Source organism: Haloarcula sp. CBA1129, from assembly GCF_008729015.1.
GTDB lineage: Archaea > Halobacteriota > Halobacteria > Halobacteriales > Haloarculaceae > Haloarcula.
Genome location: NZ_RKSM01000001.1, coordinates 2,696,352 through 2,715,184, shown reverse-complemented (window position 1 = coordinate 2,715,184; position 18,833 = coordinate 2,696,352). Strand labels below are relative to the sequence as shown.

The window sequence follows — 18,833 nt, the reverse complement described above, 5'->3', positions numbered from 1 at the left end:
GCACTGGTCCACCAACCGACAGACTGCCTGCTGGTATGGCGCTCTGTGTGGCGCATCGAAACGAACCCTTTTTGCGCCGACCGGAACCAAAGCATCTGTAACGTGGCTCACCGCGAGCCGACCACATCCATGACAACAGACGACTCCCACCACGACGACGCATTGCCCGACGAGGACCGCCGCCAGTCGGGCGGAGAGTGGCAGGAGTCCGACGCCCGCTCCGGCGGCGAGTCGGTTCGCCCCGACGGGGGAACCGAAGCTGAGGGGGCCGACGAGGCGACGCTCGACCCGTGGGGCTCCTCGACCATCGCTGACTACCGCAAACTGTTCGAGCAGTTCGGCATCGAGGAGTTCGACGAGGTGCTCTCCGAGGTTCCTAACCCCCACTATCTGATGCGCCGGGGCGTCATCTTCGGTCACCGCGACTACCGGCCGGTCGCCGAGGCGATGCGCAACGACGAGCCCTTCGCTGCGCTGTCGGGGTTCATGCCGACCGGCGACCCCCACATCGGCCACAAGCTCGTCTTCGACGAGATCATCTGGCACCAACAGCAGGGCGGGGACGCCCACGCGCTCATCGCGGACCTCGAAGCCCACAGCGCCCGCGGACTCTCTTGGGACGAAATCGACGAACACGCGACGGACTACGTCCTCTCGCTGCTCGCGCTCGGCTTCGACCCTGAGGACGGCATGCTCTACCGTCAGTCGGACAACCGCGAGGTGCAGGACCTCGCGTTCGAACTCGGCGCGGAGGCGAACTTCTCGGAACTGCAGGCAATCTACGACTTCGACGGCGAGACAGATGTCTCTCACATGCAGTCGGTCGTCACCCAGATGGCCGATATCCTGTACCCGCAACTAGACGAGCCCAAGCCGACGGTCATCCCCGTTGGCCCGGACCAAGATCCACACATGCGGCTCGCACGCGACCTCGCCGCGCGGATGCGGTACTTCGGTGTGACGGAAGCCTTCGCCAGTTTCGAGGCTGACGGCGTCGAGCGGACACTGCTCCGGCAGGCCTACGACGCCCGCGAGGAGTACGCCGAGGAGCCAGACCGGCCCCGCTGTGGCGAGGCCGCCGACTGGCTGCGCGACCACCAGCCGGCACCCGCTGACGCCCGCGAGTCCGTCGTCGCCAAACTCGACGAGGCGGGCAAGGAACCGCTCCGCCCGCGGATTCGGTTCCTCGACCGCAACGCGACTGCCGAGGCCTTCGAGGCGCTCATCGAGGCCATCGACGGCGAGAAGCGGGTGTACGACGAGCACATCGACACGTTCGATCTGGACCACGCCGAGGCCGAGGAACTGGCCCAGCGGGTCGAACTCGACACCGGCGGCTACGGCTTCCAGCCGCCGTCGTCCATCTACCACCGCTTCATGACAGGCCTCACCGGCGGCAAGATGTCGTCGTCGATTCCAGCCTCGCACATCTCCTTGCTTGACGACCCGGAGGACGGGTACGACAAGGTGAAATCGGCGACTACTGGCGGCCGCTCCACGGCCGAGGAACAGCGCGAAAAAGGCGGGAAAGCCGATGAGTGCCCAGTGTACGAGCTGTATGCCTACCTGCTCTCTGGCGACGACGACGAGTTCGCCAAGGAGGTGTACGACGAGTGTGTCGGCGGCGAACGCCTCTGTGGTGGCTGTAAGGAGCAGGCCGCCGAACTGATGGCCGAGTTCCTTGAAGACCATCAGGAGAAACGCGACGAGTGGGAAGACAAGCTCGACGAACTCGACATCGACCTCGACTCTGACCGCGTGCCGACGAGCGCGGACTGAGTTCCGGACCGATACAGGTACTTCGTGCCGAGACGTGCACACGCACAACGTTTATATTTGCCAGCCACAACCGCTCAGACATGGCATCCGAATCCCACACAGGTGTCGCTCGCCAGCCACCAGACCGCCCGGGGTTCGGCTTCTTTTTCGCCACCTGATCGTGTGTGGACTCCGACGGCGCCGAGAGGCGTGGTCGGACGAAACCGCGAACAGGAAGTGAGAACCGTTAACTGAGCGACCCGCGGTTATCCCACAAGACCGAGACACCCGTATGAAACGACCACAGGCACAGGTGGCTGTCCTGCAGGCCGCCGACGCACAGGAAGACAGGCGTATCGACGACGTGGCCGAAGAAGCCGATCTCAAGCCGGAAGCGGTCACCAGAGCGGCGTTCGAACTCGAAGCCGATGGACTGCTCTCCGTCACAGAAGAGACGCTCGAACACTACGAACTCACCGAGGAAGGCGACCAGTACGTCCGTGAGAGCTTGCCCGAACAAGACCTCTACGAGGCAGCTATCGACGCTGGCGCGGCCGACGGCCCAGTCCAGATGGGACAGGCTATCGGGGCCTCGGGCCTCGAAGGCGGCGCGGTCGACATCGCGCTCTCGAACTACGCCCGCAAGGCCTACGGCGAGATCGACAGCGGCGAGATCACGGCCAACGCTGACGCCGACCCCGGGTCCGATCCCGAGATGCTGGCGCTTGAGGCCGTTGCCGACGGACGCGTTGACGATGCCGACTCGGATGCGCTCGACCAACTGGAACGGCGTGGCCTCCTCAACGTCCGCGAGGAGACTGTTCGCTCGATCAAACTCACCGACGACGGCGTCACCGCGCTGATGGAGGGCGTCGAAGCTGCCGAGACCGTCGACCAGCTCACGCCCGAGATGCTCACCAGCGGCGAGTGGGAGGACGTGGCCTTCACTGAGTACAATGTCGAGGCCGACGCCGAGGACGTGAGCCACGGCAAGGAACACATCCTCCGCCAGACGGCCAACCGCGTGAAGGACACGCTCGTCGGGATGGGCTTCTCCGAGATGGAAGGCCCCCACGCCGACGCCCAGTTCTGGATTAACGACTGCCTGTTCATGCCACAGGACCACCCGGCCCGAACCCACTGGGACCAGTTCGCGCTGGAGGAACCAGAGGAGATCGGTCACCTCCCCCCGGACCTCGTCGAGCGGGTCCGCTCGGCGCACAAGGAGGGTGTCGGCCCCGACGGCGAGGGGTATCACTCGCCGTGGACCGAGAACATTGCTCGCGGGATGGACTTGCGTGGCCACACCACATCGCTGTCGATGCGGTATCTCTCCGGCCACCAAGTCGGCGAACTCGACCCGCCCGAACGCTACTTCAGCGTCGAGAAGGTGTACCGCAACGACACGCTCGACCCGACACACCTGCTGGAGTTCTTCCAGATCGAGGGCTGGGTGATGGCCGAAGATCTCTCCGTGCGGGACCTGATGGGGACGTTCACGGAGTTCTACGAACAGTTCGGCATCACTGATCTGGAGTTCAAGCCTCACTACAACCCCTACACGGAGCCGAGCTTCGAACTGTTCGGTACCCACCCCAAGACCGGTGAGGTCGTCGAAGTCGGGAACTCCGGTATCTTCCGCGACGAGGTGCTCACGCCGCTTGGCGTCGACTGCGACGTGATGGCGTGGGGTCTCTCGCTCGAACGACTACTCATGCTCATGTACGGCTTCGAAGACATCCGCGACGTACACGGGACGCTGTGTGATCTTGAACTGCTGCGGGAGACGGAGGTGATGCGCTGATGCCGGTCGTCGATGTTGACCCCGACGAACTGCGGTATCTGACCGGTCACGACGAGAAAGACGACGACGAACTCAAGTCTGACCTGTTCGATCTCGGCCTCGAATTCGAGGGCTGGACCGAGGACGACGAGTTCCAACTAGAGTTCGCACCGGACCGACTGGACCGTCTCTCGGTCGAGGGTGTTGCTCGCTCCCTGCGGTATCATTACGGCGACGACCGCGGGGTAGACATCCCCAACACGAATAGCGCTGACTGGACCATCGAGGTCGAGGACCAGCCCGAGGAGCGACCCTACGTCACCGGCGCTATCGTCCGCGGGCTGGATATGGACGAGGCCGCGCTGGAGTCGCTCATCCAGCTACAGGAGAAGCTCCACGCGACGATGGGGCGCAAGCGGGCGAAAGGCGCTATCGGCGTCCACGACCTCACCATGCTCAAAGGCGATTCGGTCACAGACGAGACGGGCAAGTCCATCACCTACACCAGCGCCGACCCCGATGAGGCGACGTTCGTCCCGCTGGACGCCGACGCGGAGATGACCCCCAGTGAGGTCATGGCTTCTCACGAGACCGGCCAGACATACGGCGACCTCGTGGCCGACTTCGACCGCGTGCCGGCCATCTACGACGCCATCGGGCTGTTCTCGTTCCCGCCGGTCATCAACGGCCGCCGGACCGAGGTCAGCGTCGACTCACGGGACCTGTTCATCGAGATGACCGGGACCGACCAGTGGACCATCGACCACATGTGTAACATCGTCTGCTACGCGCTTGCCGCCCGCGGCGGTCAGGTCGAGAAGGTCGACGTGTCCTACGCCGACGACGCGCCCGGCGAATACGCTGGCAAAACCCTGGAGCGCCCGGATTTCGCCGTGCGGACGAAGACGGTCACCCACGACCGCATCGAGTCCATCCTTGGTGTCTCGCTGGACGAGCGCGAAGTCATCGATTACGCTGAGCGCGCGGGCCTCGATGCGACCGAGACGAAATCTGACGATGGCGTGGCCTACGACGTCGAGGTGCCACCCTACCGCGTTGACGTCATCCACCCGCTCGATATCATCGATGACATCGGGCGGGCGCTCGGGTTCAACAGCCTCGAACCGACCTACCCCGATGTCTCGACAGTCGGCGGCCGCCACGAGCGGTCTAGACTGGAGGACGCCGCCCGGGACGCTCTGGTCGGCTTGGGCTTCGAAGACCTGCTGAACTTCCACATGATAAACGAAGCCGAGAACTTCGAGCGGATGGGGCTGTCGGTTCCGGGGACCGACGAGCAGGCCGACGGCGTCGTCGGCCTATCCGACCCGGTCACCATTCAGGAACCCTACAGCGAGGACTACACCATCCTCCGGACGTGGGCGCTCCCCTCCATCATGATGGTGCTTGAGAACAACACCCACCGGAGCTACCCGCAGGACCTCGCCGAGATTGGGCTGGCGGCGGGTCTCGATGACTCGGAGAACACCGGTGTCGCCGAACACCGTACCGTTGCCGCCGCGCTCGCGCGCACAGACGCCTCCTACGAGGACGCCAAGGCTCGCCTGCAGGCGCTGGCCGACGCCTTCGACAAGGACCTCAAAACGCCCGCGACCACGCATCCGTCGTTCATCGGCGGCCGCGTCGCCGACGTCGTCCTTGACGGGGAGGTAGTCGGCGTCATCGGTGAACTCCACCCGAAGGTGCTCGTCGAGCACGACTTAGAACTGCCAGTCGCCGCGTTCGAGTTCCGACTGGACGCGCTGAAATAAGTTCGACTGCGAGAGCCAGACCGCTACCCGTCATTCGGGTAGACGTACTCCACGTCGCTCGGTTTTCCTGTTTCCTCTTCGTCGGTTTCGACGACAATAGTCGAGGAGAGTTTGTTGAACAGCCGCAACCCCTCCTCCTCGTAGGCAAGCCAGCCCACGAGGATGTCTATGGGAAGCAGGAACGCCTTCCCGAAGCTCTCGATGGCTGCCGTACCGTAGCCGATGGCATCGCCACGCTCGTCTGTGACGGCGATGTTCATGACTATCTTGCCGGCTGACTGACCCTGTCGGCCTTCGAGTACAGTCCAGTACACGAACAAACCGAGACCGTTCAGGCCGGTGGCGGGGGTCGTAAGCGAGAGGCCTCCAGTCAGTAGCGAGAATACACCTGCGGCTTGGCCCAGCGCAGAGAGGACGACACCAACGAGCAGGATGTCGAGGAGCCACGCGAGAAATCGGTCGTCCCAAGAAGCGATATGCAGTGTTCGGGGGCTGTCGGTCATGCTGGTGATTCGCCGCAACTGTACTTCAACATTCGCCGGCTACAGGTCCGCGCCGACGGCGTCTTCGACCGAGTCGAAGCCGTCCTCCACGAGCAGGTCAAGCAACCCCTCGTTGATCTCGCGGGCGATGGACGGGCCGCGATAGACTAGGCCGGTGTACAGCTGGACGAGCGAGGCCCCGGCGCGGACCTTCCGGTATGCGCCCTCAGCCGTCGAGACACCGCCGACGCCGACGACGGGCACGTCGACGCGCTCGGCGACGAACCTGACCATCTCAGTCGCCTCGTTCTCGATTGGTTTCCCGGAAAGACCACCCGTCTCGACGGCATTCGGCGAGCGCAGGCTGGCGGGCCGTTCCGTTGTCGTGTTAGTCGCGACGACGCCGTCTAGGTCCAGTTCGGTCACCAGATCCAGCGCATCCTCGACTGCCGGCTCGGGGAGGTCCGGCGAGAGCTTCACGAGCAGCGGGGCCGCGCCCGCGTCCTGTAGCTCGCTGAGGATGGCCTCCATCGCATCCCGGTTCTGGAGTTCTTCGAACCCCTCGGAGTTGGGACAGGAGACGTTGACGACGAAGAAGTCCCCGCCCTCCGCGACGTGTTCGTACGTTGTCCGGTAGTCGTCAGGGGCGGCCTCTGTTCCGACGTGTTCCGTCTTGGCGATGTTGACGCCGACTGGGAAGGGTGCGTCGACGTTCTTCAATCGCTCGCCGATAACGGTGGCTCCGTCGTTGTTCAGCCCCATCCGGTTGATGATGGCCTCGTCCTCTTTGAGCCGGAACATCCGCGGGCGGGCGTTGCCGGTCTGTGGCTCGGCCGTGACACCACCGACTTCGGCGAAGCCGAAACCAAGCGATGCCAGCGTTCCGGGAATGGTGGCGTTCTTGTCGAATCCGGCGGCGACACCGACGGGGTTGTCGAAGGTGTGGCCGAAGGCCTCTACAGTGAGTCGGTCGTCAGCGACGGTGTAGCGGTCGGCCATCACGTCGGCGACCTGCGTTCCGTCGACTGCCGCCAGCAGTCGGTGGATGCTTCGGTTAGCGGTCTCTGCTGGCAGGGCAAACAGGAATGGCTTCGCGATATCGTAAGGTCTCATTGTGTGGGTGGTCGGGTTGGCTTGAAGAACGGTGGTGAACGACCGATTCCGGGCATCGGCCCCAACAGCCCCGCCCAGTGGCACTGTGTCACCGTCGATATGGAGTTAAAAGTCGTGTTCGACCTCTTCGGGGTCGGCCTTCTGGATAATAATTTTGTTGTCACGGACGCGAACGAACACCTCGTCGCCAATTTCCATCCCGGCGACGGCTAGCTCGTCTTCGTGAATGTTGATATGTACGTTGTGGTACTCGCCGTCCTCATCTTTGGCGCCACTTGGGCTGAGCTTCTTCTTTCGCACCATCGCGCTATCCTACTCCGCACTTCACCGCAGGATACACTTAAGTCTACCGTGCCGCCGGCCGCTGGCTGGTGGTTTTCTGGCGCGCGTGACGATTTCGACCCGCATATCCGGCCTGAACCAGCCGGTTTGCAGGTCTGGATCGACACGTAGTGTCTCCACTGTATAAAAACACCCCCCGACGGAGGGCGGATTGGGGGGTATATTTATGTTCTGGCATGTGCTGAATTGGCATGGAGCGGTGAAATCCATGGCACCCGACAGTGACAAGCGCAACTTCGCACTGCGCGAAGACGGTGACGAATCGAGCGTCTTCTCCGGCGGAACACCTCGACAGGCTGCGTTGAAGGCAGCACGTCGACTCGAGCCGGCCGACGGTGAAGATCAGGCTGACCCTGAGGAAATACGACTACGAGAGAAAGGGACCCACAAAGTCCACATCTACGAAGCGTGGGCATGGGTCGAGGAGGCGCCGGACGATAAACCCGACTGGATGCCCGGTGACATCACGAAAGGGAACGTCTCGAAACAGGGCGTTGAACACCTAGACGAGATCTAGGCCGTATTTCCGACATTTTCGGAGACGACATCGTATCCCTCTCGGTTGTGTTACGCTCGCGTGTGCGCGAGAGGCCATGCGCCGATTGGTCGCAGTCCCACCTGTTCTGATAGCCCGTCGTTTCGTCTGTACATATGTGGGACACTCACACTCGTGCAATCCTGTCTCGCGGGTGATTTCCTTCGACGGGATTAAGTGTGGCTCACCCATCGGAATGTAATGCGAACACGGTCAGGGGAGATGTCCCCCGAACGAACCAGTTCCGACGCGCTTAAACGTAACAGGGCGTTCGGAATGAACGCAAAGGTCACTCGTGTCGTGTGGTTCGACGCAAGTCCTAATCCGACGCCCTTAAGTGTAACAGGGCGCTCGGAGTGAACGCGAACGACGTTCGGTCGGGGTGTCAAACCCTACCGACACGGACCAGGCGGGATCGCCTCGCCAACGAAACTCGAAGCCTTTATGGTGGCTTCGAGACAACAATCAGGTCCGAAGAAATGAGGATTCCACCCCTGCGGTCCGCCGTCAAGATGGAATCTGATGTTAGCCCTGATAGTTCGGTGACACTCGGTCGACGGGTGTCCTCGAACACCCTTCGATAGCGACCACACCCATTATATGGGTGTGATCCCGCCTAACCCCCCGGCCTTGCGCCGGGATACATTCCGGTTGATCCTGCCGGAGGCCATTGCTATCGGAGTCCGATTTAGCCATGCTAGTTGCACGAGTTTAGACTCGTAGCATATAGCTCAGTAACACGTGGCCAAACTACCCTACAGACCGCGATAACCTCGGGAAACTGAGGCCAATAGCGGATATTACTCTCAGGCTGGAGTGCCGAGAGTGAGAAACGTTCCGGCGCTGTAGGATGTGGCTGCGGCCGATTAGGTAGATGGTGGGGTAACGGCCCACCATGCCGATAATCGGTACGGGTTGTGAGAGCAAGAACCCGGAGACGGTATCTGAGACAAGATACCGGGCCCTACGGGGCGCAGCAGGCGCGAAACCTTTACACTGCACGACAGTGCGATAGGGGGACTCCGAGTGCGAGGGCATATAGCCCTCGCTTTTCTGTACCGTAAGGTGGTACAGGAACAAGGACTGGGCAAGACCGGTGCCAGCCGCCGCGGTAATACCGGCAGTCCAAGTGATGGCCGATATTATTGGGCCTAAAGCGTCCGTAGCCGGCCGGACAAGTCCGTTGGGAAATCGACGCGCTCAACGCGTCGGCGTCCAGCGGAAACTGTCCGGCTTGGGGCCGGAAGACTTGAGGGGTACGTCCGGGGTAGGAGTGAAATCCTGTAATCCTGGACGGACCACCAATGGGGAAACCACCTCAAGAAGACGGACCCGACGGTGAGGGACGAAAGCTAGGGTCTCGAACCGGATTAGATACCCGGGTAGTCCTAGCTGTAAACGATGCTCGCTAGGTGTGCCGTAGGCTACGAGCCTGCGCTGCGCCCTAGGGAAGCCGAGAAGCGAGCCGCCTGGGAAGTACGTCTGCAAGGATGAAACTTAAAGGAATTGGCGGGGGAGCACCACAACCGGAGGAGCCTGCGGTTTAATTGGACTCAACGCCGGACATCTCACCGGTCCCGACAGTAGTAATGACAGTCAGGTTGACGACTTTACTCGACGCTACTGAGAGGAGGTGCATGGCCGCCGTCAGCTCGTACCGTGAGGCGTCCTGTTAAGTCAGGCAACGAGCGAGACCCGCACTTCTAGTTGCCAGCAATACCCTTGAGGTAGTTGGGTACACTAGGAGGACTGCCGCTGCTAAAGCGGAGGAAGGAACGGGCAACGGTAGGTCAGTATGCCCCGAATGGACCGGGCAACACGCGGGCTACAATGGCTATGACAGTGGGATGCAACGCCGAGAGGCGAAGCTAATCTCCAAACGTAGTCGTAGTTCGGATTGCGGGCTGAAACCCGCCCGCATGAAGCTGGATTCGGTAGTAATCGCGTGTCAGAAGCGCGCGGTGAATACGTCCCTGCTCCTTGCACACACCGCCCGTCAAAGCACCCGAGTGGGGTCCGGATGAGGCCGTCATGCGACGGTCGAATCTGGGCTCCGCAAGGGGGCTTAAGTCGTAACAAGGTAGCCGTAGAGGAATCTGTGGCTGGATCACCTCCTACTGATCGGGATTGGGGCTTTGCCCCAACCCACCTTTCGGTGTTCGAGAACACCCGTCGTCCGGGCACCTATGAACTATCAGGGCTAACAACCGTGCGGATCTGCCGGGCCCATAGCTCAGCGGGAGAGCGCCGCCTTTGCAAGGCGGAGGCCCTGGGTTCAAATCCCAGTGGGTCCATACGACGTGCCAGCCTCGAACCGTGCCCCTTAAGTGCGGGACGGCGTTCGGGTGTGGTACGACGACAGATGCACCAAGCCGGGTGAAACCGCGCTTGGGAAGGGTCGATTCGCCCACCATCTCCACCTTGGGGGCGAATATGAAACCGTGTGTACGTGCGATCCAGGCGTCCACTGGACTCGTTCAGTTGAACGAGTCACAACGACGTTGGCTACTATGCCAGCTGGTGGATTGCTCGGCTCAGGCGCTGATGAAGGACGTGCCAAGCTGCGATAAGCTGTGGGGAGCCGCACGGAGGCGAAGAACCACAGATTTCCGAATGAGAATCTCTCTAACAATTGCTTCGCGCAATGAGGAACCCCGAGAACTGAAACATCTCAGTATCGGGAGGAAAAGAAAACGCAATGTGATGTCGTCAGTAACCGCGAGTGAACGCGATACAGCCCAAACCGAAGCCCTCACGGGCAATGTGGTGTCAGGGCTACCTCTCATCAGCCGACCGTCTCGAGGAAGTCTCTTGGAACAGAGCGTGATACAGGGTGACAACCCCGTATTCGAGACCAGTAGGCTGTGCGGTAGTGCCAGAGTAGCGGGGGTTGGATATCCCTCGCGAATAACGCAGGCATCGACTGCGAAGGCTAAACACAACCTGAGACCGATAGTGAACAAGTAGTGTGAACGAACGCTGCAAAGTACCCTCAGAAGGGAGGCGAAATAGAGCATGAAATCAGTTGGCGATCGAGCGACAGGGCATACAAGGTCCCATGACGAATGAGGGAGACGCGAGTCTCCAGTAAGACTCACGGGAAGCCGATGTTCTGTCGTACGTTTTGAAAAACGAGCCAGGGAGTGTGTCTGTATGGCAAGTCTAACCGGAGTATCCGGGGAGGCACAGGGAAACCGACATGGCCGCAGGGCTTTGCCCGAGGGCCGCCGTCTTCAAGGGCGGGGAGCCATATGGACACGACCCGAATCCGGACGATCTACGCATGGACAAGATGAAGCGTGCCGAAAGGCACGTGGAAGTCTGTTAGAGTTGGTGTCCTACAATACCCTCTCGTGATCTATGTGTAGGGGTGAAAGGCCCATCGAGTCCGGCAACAGCTGGTTCCAATCGAAACATGTCGAAGCATGACCTCCGCCGAGGTAGTCTGTGGGGTAGAGCGACCGATTGGTGTGTCCGCCTCCGAGAGGAGTCGGCACACCTGTCAAACTCCAAACCTACAGACGCTGTTTGACGCGGGGATTCCGGTGCGCGGGGTAAGCCTGTGTACCAGGAGGGGAACAACCCAGAGATAGGTTAAGGTCCCCAAGTGTGGATTAAGTGTAATCCTCTGAAGGTGGTCTCGAGCCCTAGACAGCCGGGAGGTGAGCTTAGAAGCAGCTACCCTCTAAGAAAAGCGTAACAGCTTACCGGCCGAGGTTTGAGGCGCCCAAAATGATCGGGACTCAAATCCACCACCGAGACCTGTCCGTACCACTGATACTGGTAATCGAGTAGATTGGCGCTCGCATTGGGTGGAAGCAGGGATGAGAATTCCTGTGGACCGATGCGTGACGAAAATCCTGGCCATAGTAGCAGCGATAGTCGGGTGAGAACCCCGACGGCCTAATGGATAAGGGTTCCTCAGCACTGCTGATCAGCTGAGGGTTAGCCGGTCCTAAGTCTCACCGCAACTCGACTGAGACGAAATGGGAAACGGGTTAATATTCCCGTGCCATCATGCAGTGAAAGTCGACGCCCTGGGGTCGATCACGCCGGGTTTTCGCCCGGTCGAACCGTCAAACTCCGTGGAAACCGTAATGGTACGAAGCGGACGAACGGCGGTATAGGGAAACGTGATTCAACCTGGGGCCCATGAAAAGACGAGCATGATGTCCGTACCGAGAACCGACACAGGTGTCCATGGCGGCGAAAGCCAAGGCCTGTCGGGAGCAACCAACGTTAGGGAATTCGGCAAGTTAGTCCCGTACCTTCGGAAGAAGGGATGCCTGCTCCGGAACGGAGCAGGTCGCAGTGACTCGGAAGCTCGGACTGTCTAGTAACAACATAGGTGACCGCAAATCCGCAAGGACTCGTACGGTCACTGAATCCTGCCCAGTGCAGGTATCTGAACACCTCGTACAAGAGGACGAAGGACCTGTCAACGGCGGGGGTAACTATGACCCTCTTAAGGTAGCGTAGTACCTTGCCGCATCAGTAGCGGCTTGCATGAATGGATTAACCAGAGCTTCACTGTCCCAACGTTGGGCCCGGTGAACTGTACATTCCAGTGCGGAGTCTGGAGACACCCAGGGGGAAGCGAAGACCCTATGGAGCTTTACTGCAGGCTGTCGCTGAGACGTGGTCGCCGATGTGCAGCATAGGTAGGAGACATTACACAGGTACCCGCGCTAGCGGGTCACCGAGTCAACAGTGAAATACTACCCGTCGGTGACTGCGACTCTCACTCCGGGAGGAGGACACCGATAGCCGGGCAGTTTGACTGGGGCGGTACGCGCTCGAAAAGATATCGAGCGCGCCCTATGGCTATCTCAGCCGGGACAGAGACCCGGCGAAGAGTGCAAGAGCAAAAGATAGCTTGACAGTGTTCTTCCCAACGAGGAACGCTGACGCGAAAGCGTGGTCTAGCGAACCAATTAGCCTGCTTGATGCGGGCAATTGATGACAGAAAAGCTACCCTAGGGATAACAGAGTCGTCACTCGCAAGAGCACATATCGACCGAGTGGCTTGCTACCTCGATGTCGGTTCCCTCCATCCTGCCCGTGCAGAAGCGGGCAAGGGTGAGGTTGTTCGCCTATTAAAGGAGGTCGTGAGCTGGGTTTAGACCGTCGTGAGACAGGTCGGCTGCTATCTACTGGGTGTGTAATGGTGTCTGACAAGAACGACCGTATAGTACGAGAGGAACTACGGTTGGTGGCCACTGGTGTACCGGTTGTTCGAGAGAGCACGTGCCGGGTAGCCACGCCACACGGGGTAAGAGCTGAACGCATCTAAGCTCGAAACCCACTTGGAAAAGAGACACCGCAGAGGTCCCGCGTACAAGACGCGGTCGATAGACTCGGGGTGTGCGCGTCGAGGTAACGAGACGTTAAGCCCACGAGCACTAACAGACCAAAGCCATCATTCATACGCACTGTGACTCATTCACCGACGATTTAACTCGTCGCTGAACGAGTCCAGGCGCAAACTGGATCGCACGAACGCACGGTGGAGCGTTGATCGAGACTGGTACTTTCACGGTTCGATTCCGTGACTCGACGTTAGGCGGCCACAGCGGTGGGGTTGCCTCCCGTACCCATCCCGAACACGGAAGATAAGCCCACCAGCGTTCCGGGGAGTACTGGAGTGCGCGAGCCTCTGGGAAACGCGGTTCGCCGCCACCATTCATACCTATCATAGCCCACTCAGGAGAGGGATCTCTCTGGAGTGGGCTTTCTGTATTTCTAAGCAGTGCGTAACTATCCGACTGCATTGAGAGCGTTCCGTATGACTCGAGAAGTCAAACTGAACGAACTCACGGCACTCCTCGAAACCGCGACGTATCCGCTGTCGGTCGAAACGGCTCGAGCGGAGTTCGACGATGTACGGCTTGTGTACGCAGACGGTTCCGAGCCACTAGCTACACTACTAACTCGGGTCAACGACGAGCAGTTCAGTTCTCCGGACGAGGCACAGTCGTCAATCTACAGCACCATTCCGGTTGAGGGGGTTGGTGAACCGGGCCAGTCGGAGGGCGAGGGCTGATCGAATCCGCTACGCTTAAACGACCGAGTTGACTACCTACATTCGAGCCAAGGTGGCAGAGTCTGGCCTAACGCAGCGGCCTGCAGAGCCGCCCATCGCCGGTTCAAATCCGGCCCTTGGCTTCTTAGTCTCTTAGGCGCCGATAAATTCCGGTAGTAACTCGATTTCAGCCTCGCTTTAGTGTGAGGACGGCGTTACAGAAGTTGCTCGAAACCAACTGGCATACCAATCAATGTGCCAAGGCATGAGCACGTCGCCGATAAAATCCGCTTTGATAGTGAACTACTGATATAGCTTGACAGGACGAACTAACGCAACAGGGGCTTCCAGTCCCCTCGTAGGCGCTAGCCAGTCCAGTCTCCGCAGTTGCGTAATATAGGGCGTGATGAGTCCCAGTGCAGAGCCGAGAAAATGCTCATAGGGATTTAGCACGCCGCCGTTGATCTGTGGATTAGCGGGAAATGCGATGACCGGTACAACGAAAAGTAGCAGAACAGTTAGTAATAGTAGGTCAGTGTACCCGTTCGCCCGCATTGTACACCTGACTTTTGTCCGCGCTTCGTCGGTCTGTTCGTACACTGAGAGACTGTATAATGCTGGGCACCGTAGCTAAAACCAAGCGGTACCCAGCAGTACTGTTGGGTTCTGAAGAAGTACGGACTGGGGGCTCAACACCGAGATAAGTCCAAACTTGCAAAGAACAAGGCTGGCGCGAACACGTTGACCGGACCGATATCGATGTTTGTGTTGTGGTGATCGCTCAGTGCAACTGGGAGGTAGCCGACAAACGAGGGTGTCATAGAACTCTTGTCACACCGTGATGATCGTGCTTCCCGGATTGTCTCCGCGTTCGTAGTTGGTGATAGCGACGACGAGGCGAAGGCACAGAGCAAGAAACACCTGCGATCGTGCGTGGACGCGGCCTCGGGCGTGCGTTCGCCCGAGGCCGCAGTCCTTCACTGATTCGTTGGTTCGTTCGACGCCAGTACGGCGGTTGTACGTCTCGTCTAGGATTGATTGCTTCAGCTGGACGCCCTCACTGTGTTCCTCGATGCGGTCTTCGATCCTGTACTCGATGTCTTTCGGGTCATCAGTGTTTCGCGCGTTGTACGGAGCGACTGGCACGACCCCTGCGGTCAGCAGGTGGTCGTGCCAGTCGAGCGTGTCGTAGGCGCTGTCACCAACCATCCAGATTGGTTGCTCAACGGCGAGCGCGTCACGTGTGACGCGCATCGCCGTCTCTTCCGGTGCTTGTTTGCTCTCGGTGAACTCGGCTGCAATCGGGATCTTTTGCCCGGTCGAGACGATCGTGCAACCGTAGCCGTAGTAGTACTCGTCGTCGGTTGGATCGTAGCACTTCGACGCGTCTGGATCGGTGGGCATCGCCCTCACGTCGGTTGAATCGATACAGTAGGTCAAGTCGAGCAGGCCGCGTCGGGCGGCCTGCTCGACGAGTCGGTCAAAGACCTCGTTGACGACGTGTTCGAGGTCGGTGAGAAAGCGATCGACCGCGTCTCTCGACGGCGGTCGATCGAAGCCACAGCTCAGCCAAACAACCGTGTTCCGAAGCTCCCGCTCAACCGGACGAATGCCGTAAATGTCCTTGTAGTAGCAGTGGAGAAAGCCACGCATCAGCTCTGGTGGTTCGTGGTCTCGTGTTCGCCCCGTCTTTGCCGGGGCGAACACGTCGAACCCTTCGAGAAACTCGAAGGAGAGGTGCTCAAACAACGCTAACGTTTCCGTCTCCACGACATTGAAGAACGACTCTACCGAAGGATCATCTTGCAGGGTCGCTGGACTCATCCACCTCAGCGTTCACCCTGCTCTTTGGTGTGCTACTCGTTCTATGACACCCTCGACAAACCATAATAACGCCGGATGAACCGAACGTTACAGAGGGCCTAGCAATTGCGAGATTCGGTACGAAAGAACGGGAGGAAACGTGTAAGGAAGGCCGTGAAGACAAACATCCGGAACTGCTGCGACGACCGCTCAGCACACTCAGAAGATATAGTGTTGGGTCGTAAGGGCGGACAATCCAACATTCGTAATCAGTGTCCGAATCCGAAATGGATGAACGTGTCACTAGCGTAGCGAATATCGTGGTGAAGGAACAGCAGACAGTATAAGATACCGACTGACCATGGTGTTTTACTACTCTTCGGTGCCGCGGTCAGTGGCATGTGATTTGGACGTCGTATCGAGTTCTGGGACCAGCCGGTACCCGGTTACCGTGCCGACTGCAGCAGAGAACGCTAGTGCCGTAGCCAGCTGCGAGACTGGGCCGAAGCCAGCGCTTGAAGCCACCGGCACGACAAGCACCGTGAGTACGGTTCCGGCAAGGCCGATTGTCGCTTCGCGGACAGCGACACGGCGGAACCGGCGACGGCGATCGCTCGGTTGCGTCTGGAGCACCGGGAGGACATCATGATATCGCGTCTGCACGAAGTAGTTCGTCACTACGGCGAGCAGGCCAGTGATGAGCGCCCACGGTCCCCAGCCGATGCCGAACGCCGGGCCGAACTCGAATATAAATCCGCTCGGCTCGGTCGACTGCTGGCCTTCGGGTGCTGGTGGCGCGGGTTCGGCCCCGCCGCCGGCCACTGTTTCGGTTTCTTCTTCGCTGTCGGTAGACGACTCAGTCTGTTCGTCGGTCGATGTCTCGACGTTAGCACCACTGCCACTACCTCCTTCACTAGCGGGCGTTTCGGTCGGCTCGTCAGCCGGTGTCACTGTCTCTGGGCTAACGCCGCCCCCGCCGTCAGTACCATTTCCATCGCTTGCATTGGTGTCGTCGCCGCCACCAGCGCCACCACCGCCCACACTACCGCCTCCACTGCTTCCACCGCCGCTACCCCCTCCAGTGGTTGACTCACCATCCGGAACCTCCATCGTGTAGGTCACTGTTTCGGAGAGGGATGGCGGACTGTTCGCGTCTGTCGTCACAGTGAACCCGAGCGTTGCTTGCTCGCCCGGGTCAAGTGTAAGCGTGTTACTCGCCTCATCGACCGACTCGCGTGAGCCTGCATCAGTATTCCTGTATATGTCTAGCCACTCGCTATCGTGTTCGATCCGGAGCGTCGCCGCCTCGTCGCTTCCGGTGACGCCGGAAAAACCGACGACGAACACGTCGTCGAATATCGTCTTGGTGCTGGAAATAACGTCAATAGAGATGACAAGCTCGCCGTTACTGTCGAACGACGCGTAGCGGTCGCCGTTGGGCGTGTCAGCCGGGGCCAGCGCAACTCCGGTGTCCGCCTCCGGGGCGAGGTCGTCGACTGGCTCGGAAAGCGGGGCCGCGCCCGTGGACATGACTGTCCCGCAGACGATGAACGCGAGCCCAAGGGCGAAGTACCACTTCATGTCGTAGCTTGGAGAAATTCAGCCAGAGTGTTGTCGGCTAGTGATACCCTGTTCCAGTATAGCGATCATTATCGGAGCGGTTATGCGTTGTAATCCTTCTGCCGGGCCGCGAAAACGACCTCACTAACGTTGTCTATGTTTTCGTCAGCGTTGTCCTGTAAATCGATAACAATCGTGAGGGCGATGCTGGGATTGTTTTCTCCGGACGCAAGGTCCGCAGCGTATCCGCGTGCGGGATCACCGTTACCGACGATAGAGCTTCCATCGTGCCGTATATCCAGAAGCTTTCCATCCCCAATGAGACTCGTATTATCCGTATTGTCTACCGAGACACCGACATCCTTGTCTCCCCTGTTGACCACCTTTAGAGCGTCGTTAAACTTGGTTGTCGCGTTCTGATTGAGGTCCTTCTGTTGAAGTTTGATTACAGAGTCACCGCCATCAGTTGCTGTATCATCAGCTGTATCTTCTGTGTTAATTATGTTGTTCGGGTCCCCGTTCGAGGTGTTTGGTTCGAAGCCCAGAAGCGCATCTGAATCATCAGAAGTATTGAGGTCAACTGTCCGCGTCGCTTCGACTGAGGAGAACGCGCCAGAGCCAAACGCGCCGCCGACAGTCGCACTGATTGTCCCGAGCCCAAGCAGGACACTTCGTCGGTTTAGTCTCATCTGTTGTGTTACACAACGCTAGTCCACCAGTTACTATTGACGTGCCTGAGCGTGGTTAATGCAGTCCATTAACGCCTCAAGCACGGCTATAACGGGCCTCAAGCAGCCCAATAGTAAGTCCCCGGAAGATGTTGTAGGTGGTACGGCACGGCCATAACGTGCTGACTAACTACAACTATGAATCGCAGAAACGTACTTACGGGACTCGGTGGACTGGCAATCAGTGGTGGGGCGCTCTTTGGGTCGGGCGCATTTACGAGCGTTAGCGCGACACGTTCAGTAGAGGTGAATGTTTTCGGTGCAGATAGTGGTACAAACGGCCTCGTAGAAGGTGCAGACCAATCTACCGAAGACGAGATTGCGGCGACGATCACCGACAACGCTGTCGACGTACTCGTTGACACGTCGTCAGCTGATGTCTCAGTCAAGGGGCCCGAGGGCAACTCTGCTGAGGCGACCAGCCTGTTTCCCGCTAATCCGGGGGCTTCGGACGGAGCGAACCCTGGTACGGATGGAACATACGACAACGTGAGCCACGAGTACGTGAGCCTTGTCGCCAACGACGTAACGATCGTCTTTGGCGAAGAGAACGGTCTCCCGCCGAACTCGACGCTCGGATACAACGGGCTCTTTGAATTTGTGGCAAACAGTAACGGCAGCACGTTCGAGGTTACGTTCGGGGAAAGCAATGGCGGCGATGTGCTTACCAAAGTCGGTGGAGAATCGGTTAGCAACGGCGCAACCGTCTCGGTCTCCCAAAGCAGCACTTCGAGTGATGCCGAAGTTGCGACAGAAAGTTCGGGTAAGAGCGAAGACCTCGATATTCGCATTGCAGAACAGTAATCGAATGTAACACGTGCTTGGCGGACTGGACCCGACAGCACGGGCAAGCAGTTAGATCCTTGTGCCCGCTGTGACTGGCACACCGTGGCGTAGCTTTACGGGGTAATCGCTGGCAGAGCGCGATGAAACGC

Annotated in this window: 12 protein-coding genes, 2 tRNA genes and 3 rRNA genes; 11 read left to right on the top strand and 6 right to left on the bottom strand. The window is 59.4% G+C overall.

The window, feature by feature from the left end:
• Positions 1 to 129: 129 nt before the first annotated feature.
• The 3 genes from Har1129_RS13695 to pheT all read left to right on the top strand — a co-directional run bounded on the left by Har1129_RS13695 (position 130) and on the right by pheT (position 5,313).
• Complete coding sequence (locus Har1129_RS13695) at positions 130 to 1,779, top strand: tryptophan--tRNA ligase (protein WP_151101163.1); 1,650 nt, start codon at positions 130 to 132, stop codon at positions 1,777 to 1,779.
• 271 nt (positions 1,780 to 2,050) lie between these two features.
• Positions 2,051 to 3,562 carry a phenylalanine--tRNA ligase subunit alpha gene (locus tag Har1129_RS13690; protein WP_151101162.1) on the top strand — a complete coding sequence of 504 codons (1,512 nt, stop codon included), beginning with the start codon at positions 2,051 to 2,053 and terminating at the stop codon, positions 3,560 to 3,562.
• On the top strand, positions 3,562 to 5,313 hold the full coding sequence (gene pheT, locus Har1129_RS13685) for a phenylalanine--tRNA ligase subunit beta (protein ID WP_151101161.1): 1,752 nt from the start codon (positions 3,562 to 3,564) through the stop codon (positions 5,311 to 5,313). Before Har1129_RS13690 ends, pheT begins: the two co-directional genes overlap by 1 nt.
• 23 nt (positions 5,314 to 5,336) lie before the next feature.
• Here the strand turns inward: pheT and Har1129_RS13680 are convergent, their stop codons facing one another.
• From Har1129_RS13680 to Har1129_RS13670, 3 genes are all read right to left on the bottom strand, one after another.
• Positions 5,337 to 5,816: an RDD family protein gene (locus Har1129_RS13680; RefSeq protein ID WP_151101160.1), complete on the bottom strand. Its 480-nt coding sequence runs from the start codon at positions 5,814 to 5,816 to the stop codon at positions 5,337 to 5,339.
• Positions 5,817 to 5,855: 39 nt separating this feature from the next.
• Positions 5,856 to 6,908 (bottom strand): quinone-dependent dihydroorotate dehydrogenase, encoded by a 1,053-nt coding sequence (locus Har1129_RS13675; protein WP_151101159.1) that lies wholly within the window; start codon positions 6,906 to 6,908, stop codon positions 5,856 to 5,858.
• A 105-nt stretch (positions 6,909 to 7,013) separates the two neighbouring features.
• Positions 7,014 to 7,211, bottom strand: a complete 198-nt coding sequence (locus tag Har1129_RS13670; protein WP_004516407.1) for a hypothetical protein — start codon at positions 7,209 to 7,211, stop codon at positions 7,014 to 7,016.
• 247 nt (positions 7,212 to 7,458) lie between these two features.
• Between Har1129_RS13670 and Har1129_RS13665 the strand changes: the two genes are divergently transcribed.
• From Har1129_RS13665 to Har1129_RS13635, 7 genes are all read left to right on the top strand, one after another.
• A complete protein-coding gene (locus Har1129_RS13665; protein WP_004516406.1) occupies positions 7,459 to 7,767 on the top strand; it encodes a non-histone chromosomal MC1 family protein in 309 nt (102 codons plus the stop codon).
• A gap of 662 nt (positions 7,768 to 8,429) precedes the next feature.
• A 16S ribosomal RNA gene (locus Har1129_RS13660) occupies positions 8,430 to 9,901 on the top strand.
• Positions 9,902 to 10,007: 106 nt separating this feature from the next.
• Positions 10,008 to 10,079: transfer RNA gene (locus Har1129_RS13655), tRNA-Ala, on the top strand.
• Positions 10,080 to 10,280: 201 nt separating this feature from the next.
• Positions 10,281 to 13,211 (top strand): 23S ribosomal RNA (locus tag Har1129_RS13650).
• Positions 13,212 to 13,344: 133 nt separating this feature from the next.
• Positions 13,345 to 13,467: ribosomal RNA gene (rrf, locus tag Har1129_RS13645) — 5S ribosomal RNA — on the top strand.
• The 16S, 23S and 5S rRNA genes sit together here with 1 tRNA gene alongside, the layout of an rRNA operon.
• Before the next feature lie 103 nt (positions 13,468 to 13,570).
• The gene (locus tag Har1129_RS13640; protein ID WP_151101158.1) at positions 13,571 to 13,828 is read left to right on the top strand and encodes a hypothetical protein; all 258 of its coding nucleotides are present in this window, start codon (positions 13,571 to 13,573) and stop codon (positions 13,826 to 13,828) included.
• A 46-nt stretch (positions 13,829 to 13,874) separates the two neighbouring features.
• Positions 13,875 to 13,950, top strand: a tRNA-Cys gene (locus tag Har1129_RS13635).
• Positions 13,951 to 14,638: 688 nt separating this feature from the next.
• Here the strand turns inward: Har1129_RS13635 and Har1129_RS13630 are convergent.
• The 3 genes from Har1129_RS13630 to Har1129_RS13620 all read right to left on the bottom strand — a co-directional run bounded on the left by Har1129_RS13630 (position 14,639) and on the right by Har1129_RS13620 (position 17,859).
• A complete protein-coding gene (locus tag Har1129_RS13630; protein WP_151098964.1) occupies positions 14,639 to 15,631 on the bottom strand; it encodes a transposase in 993 nt (330 codons plus the stop codon).
• A gap of 351 nt (positions 15,632 to 15,982) precedes the next feature.
• Positions 15,983 to 17,191 carry a hypothetical protein gene (locus Har1129_RS13625; protein WP_151101157.1) on the bottom strand — a complete coding sequence of 403 codons (1,209 nt, stop codon included), beginning with the start codon at positions 17,189 to 17,191 and terminating at the stop codon, positions 15,983 to 15,985.
• An 80-nt stretch (positions 17,192 to 17,271) separates the two neighbouring features.
• Positions 17,272 to 17,859, bottom strand: a complete 588-nt coding sequence (locus tag Har1129_RS13620) for a hypothetical protein (RefSeq protein ID WP_151101156.1) — start codon at positions 17,857 to 17,859, stop codon at positions 17,272 to 17,274.
• A 177-nt stretch (positions 17,860 to 18,036) separates the two neighbouring features.
• On the opposite strand from Har1129_RS13620, the gene Har1129_RS13615 reads away from it, so the two are divergent.
• Entirely contained in the window at positions 18,037 to 18,702 is a 666-nt protein-coding gene (locus Har1129_RS13615) for a hypothetical protein (protein ID WP_151101155.1), read from the top strand.
• Positions 18,703 to 18,833: the final 131 nt, after the last annotated feature.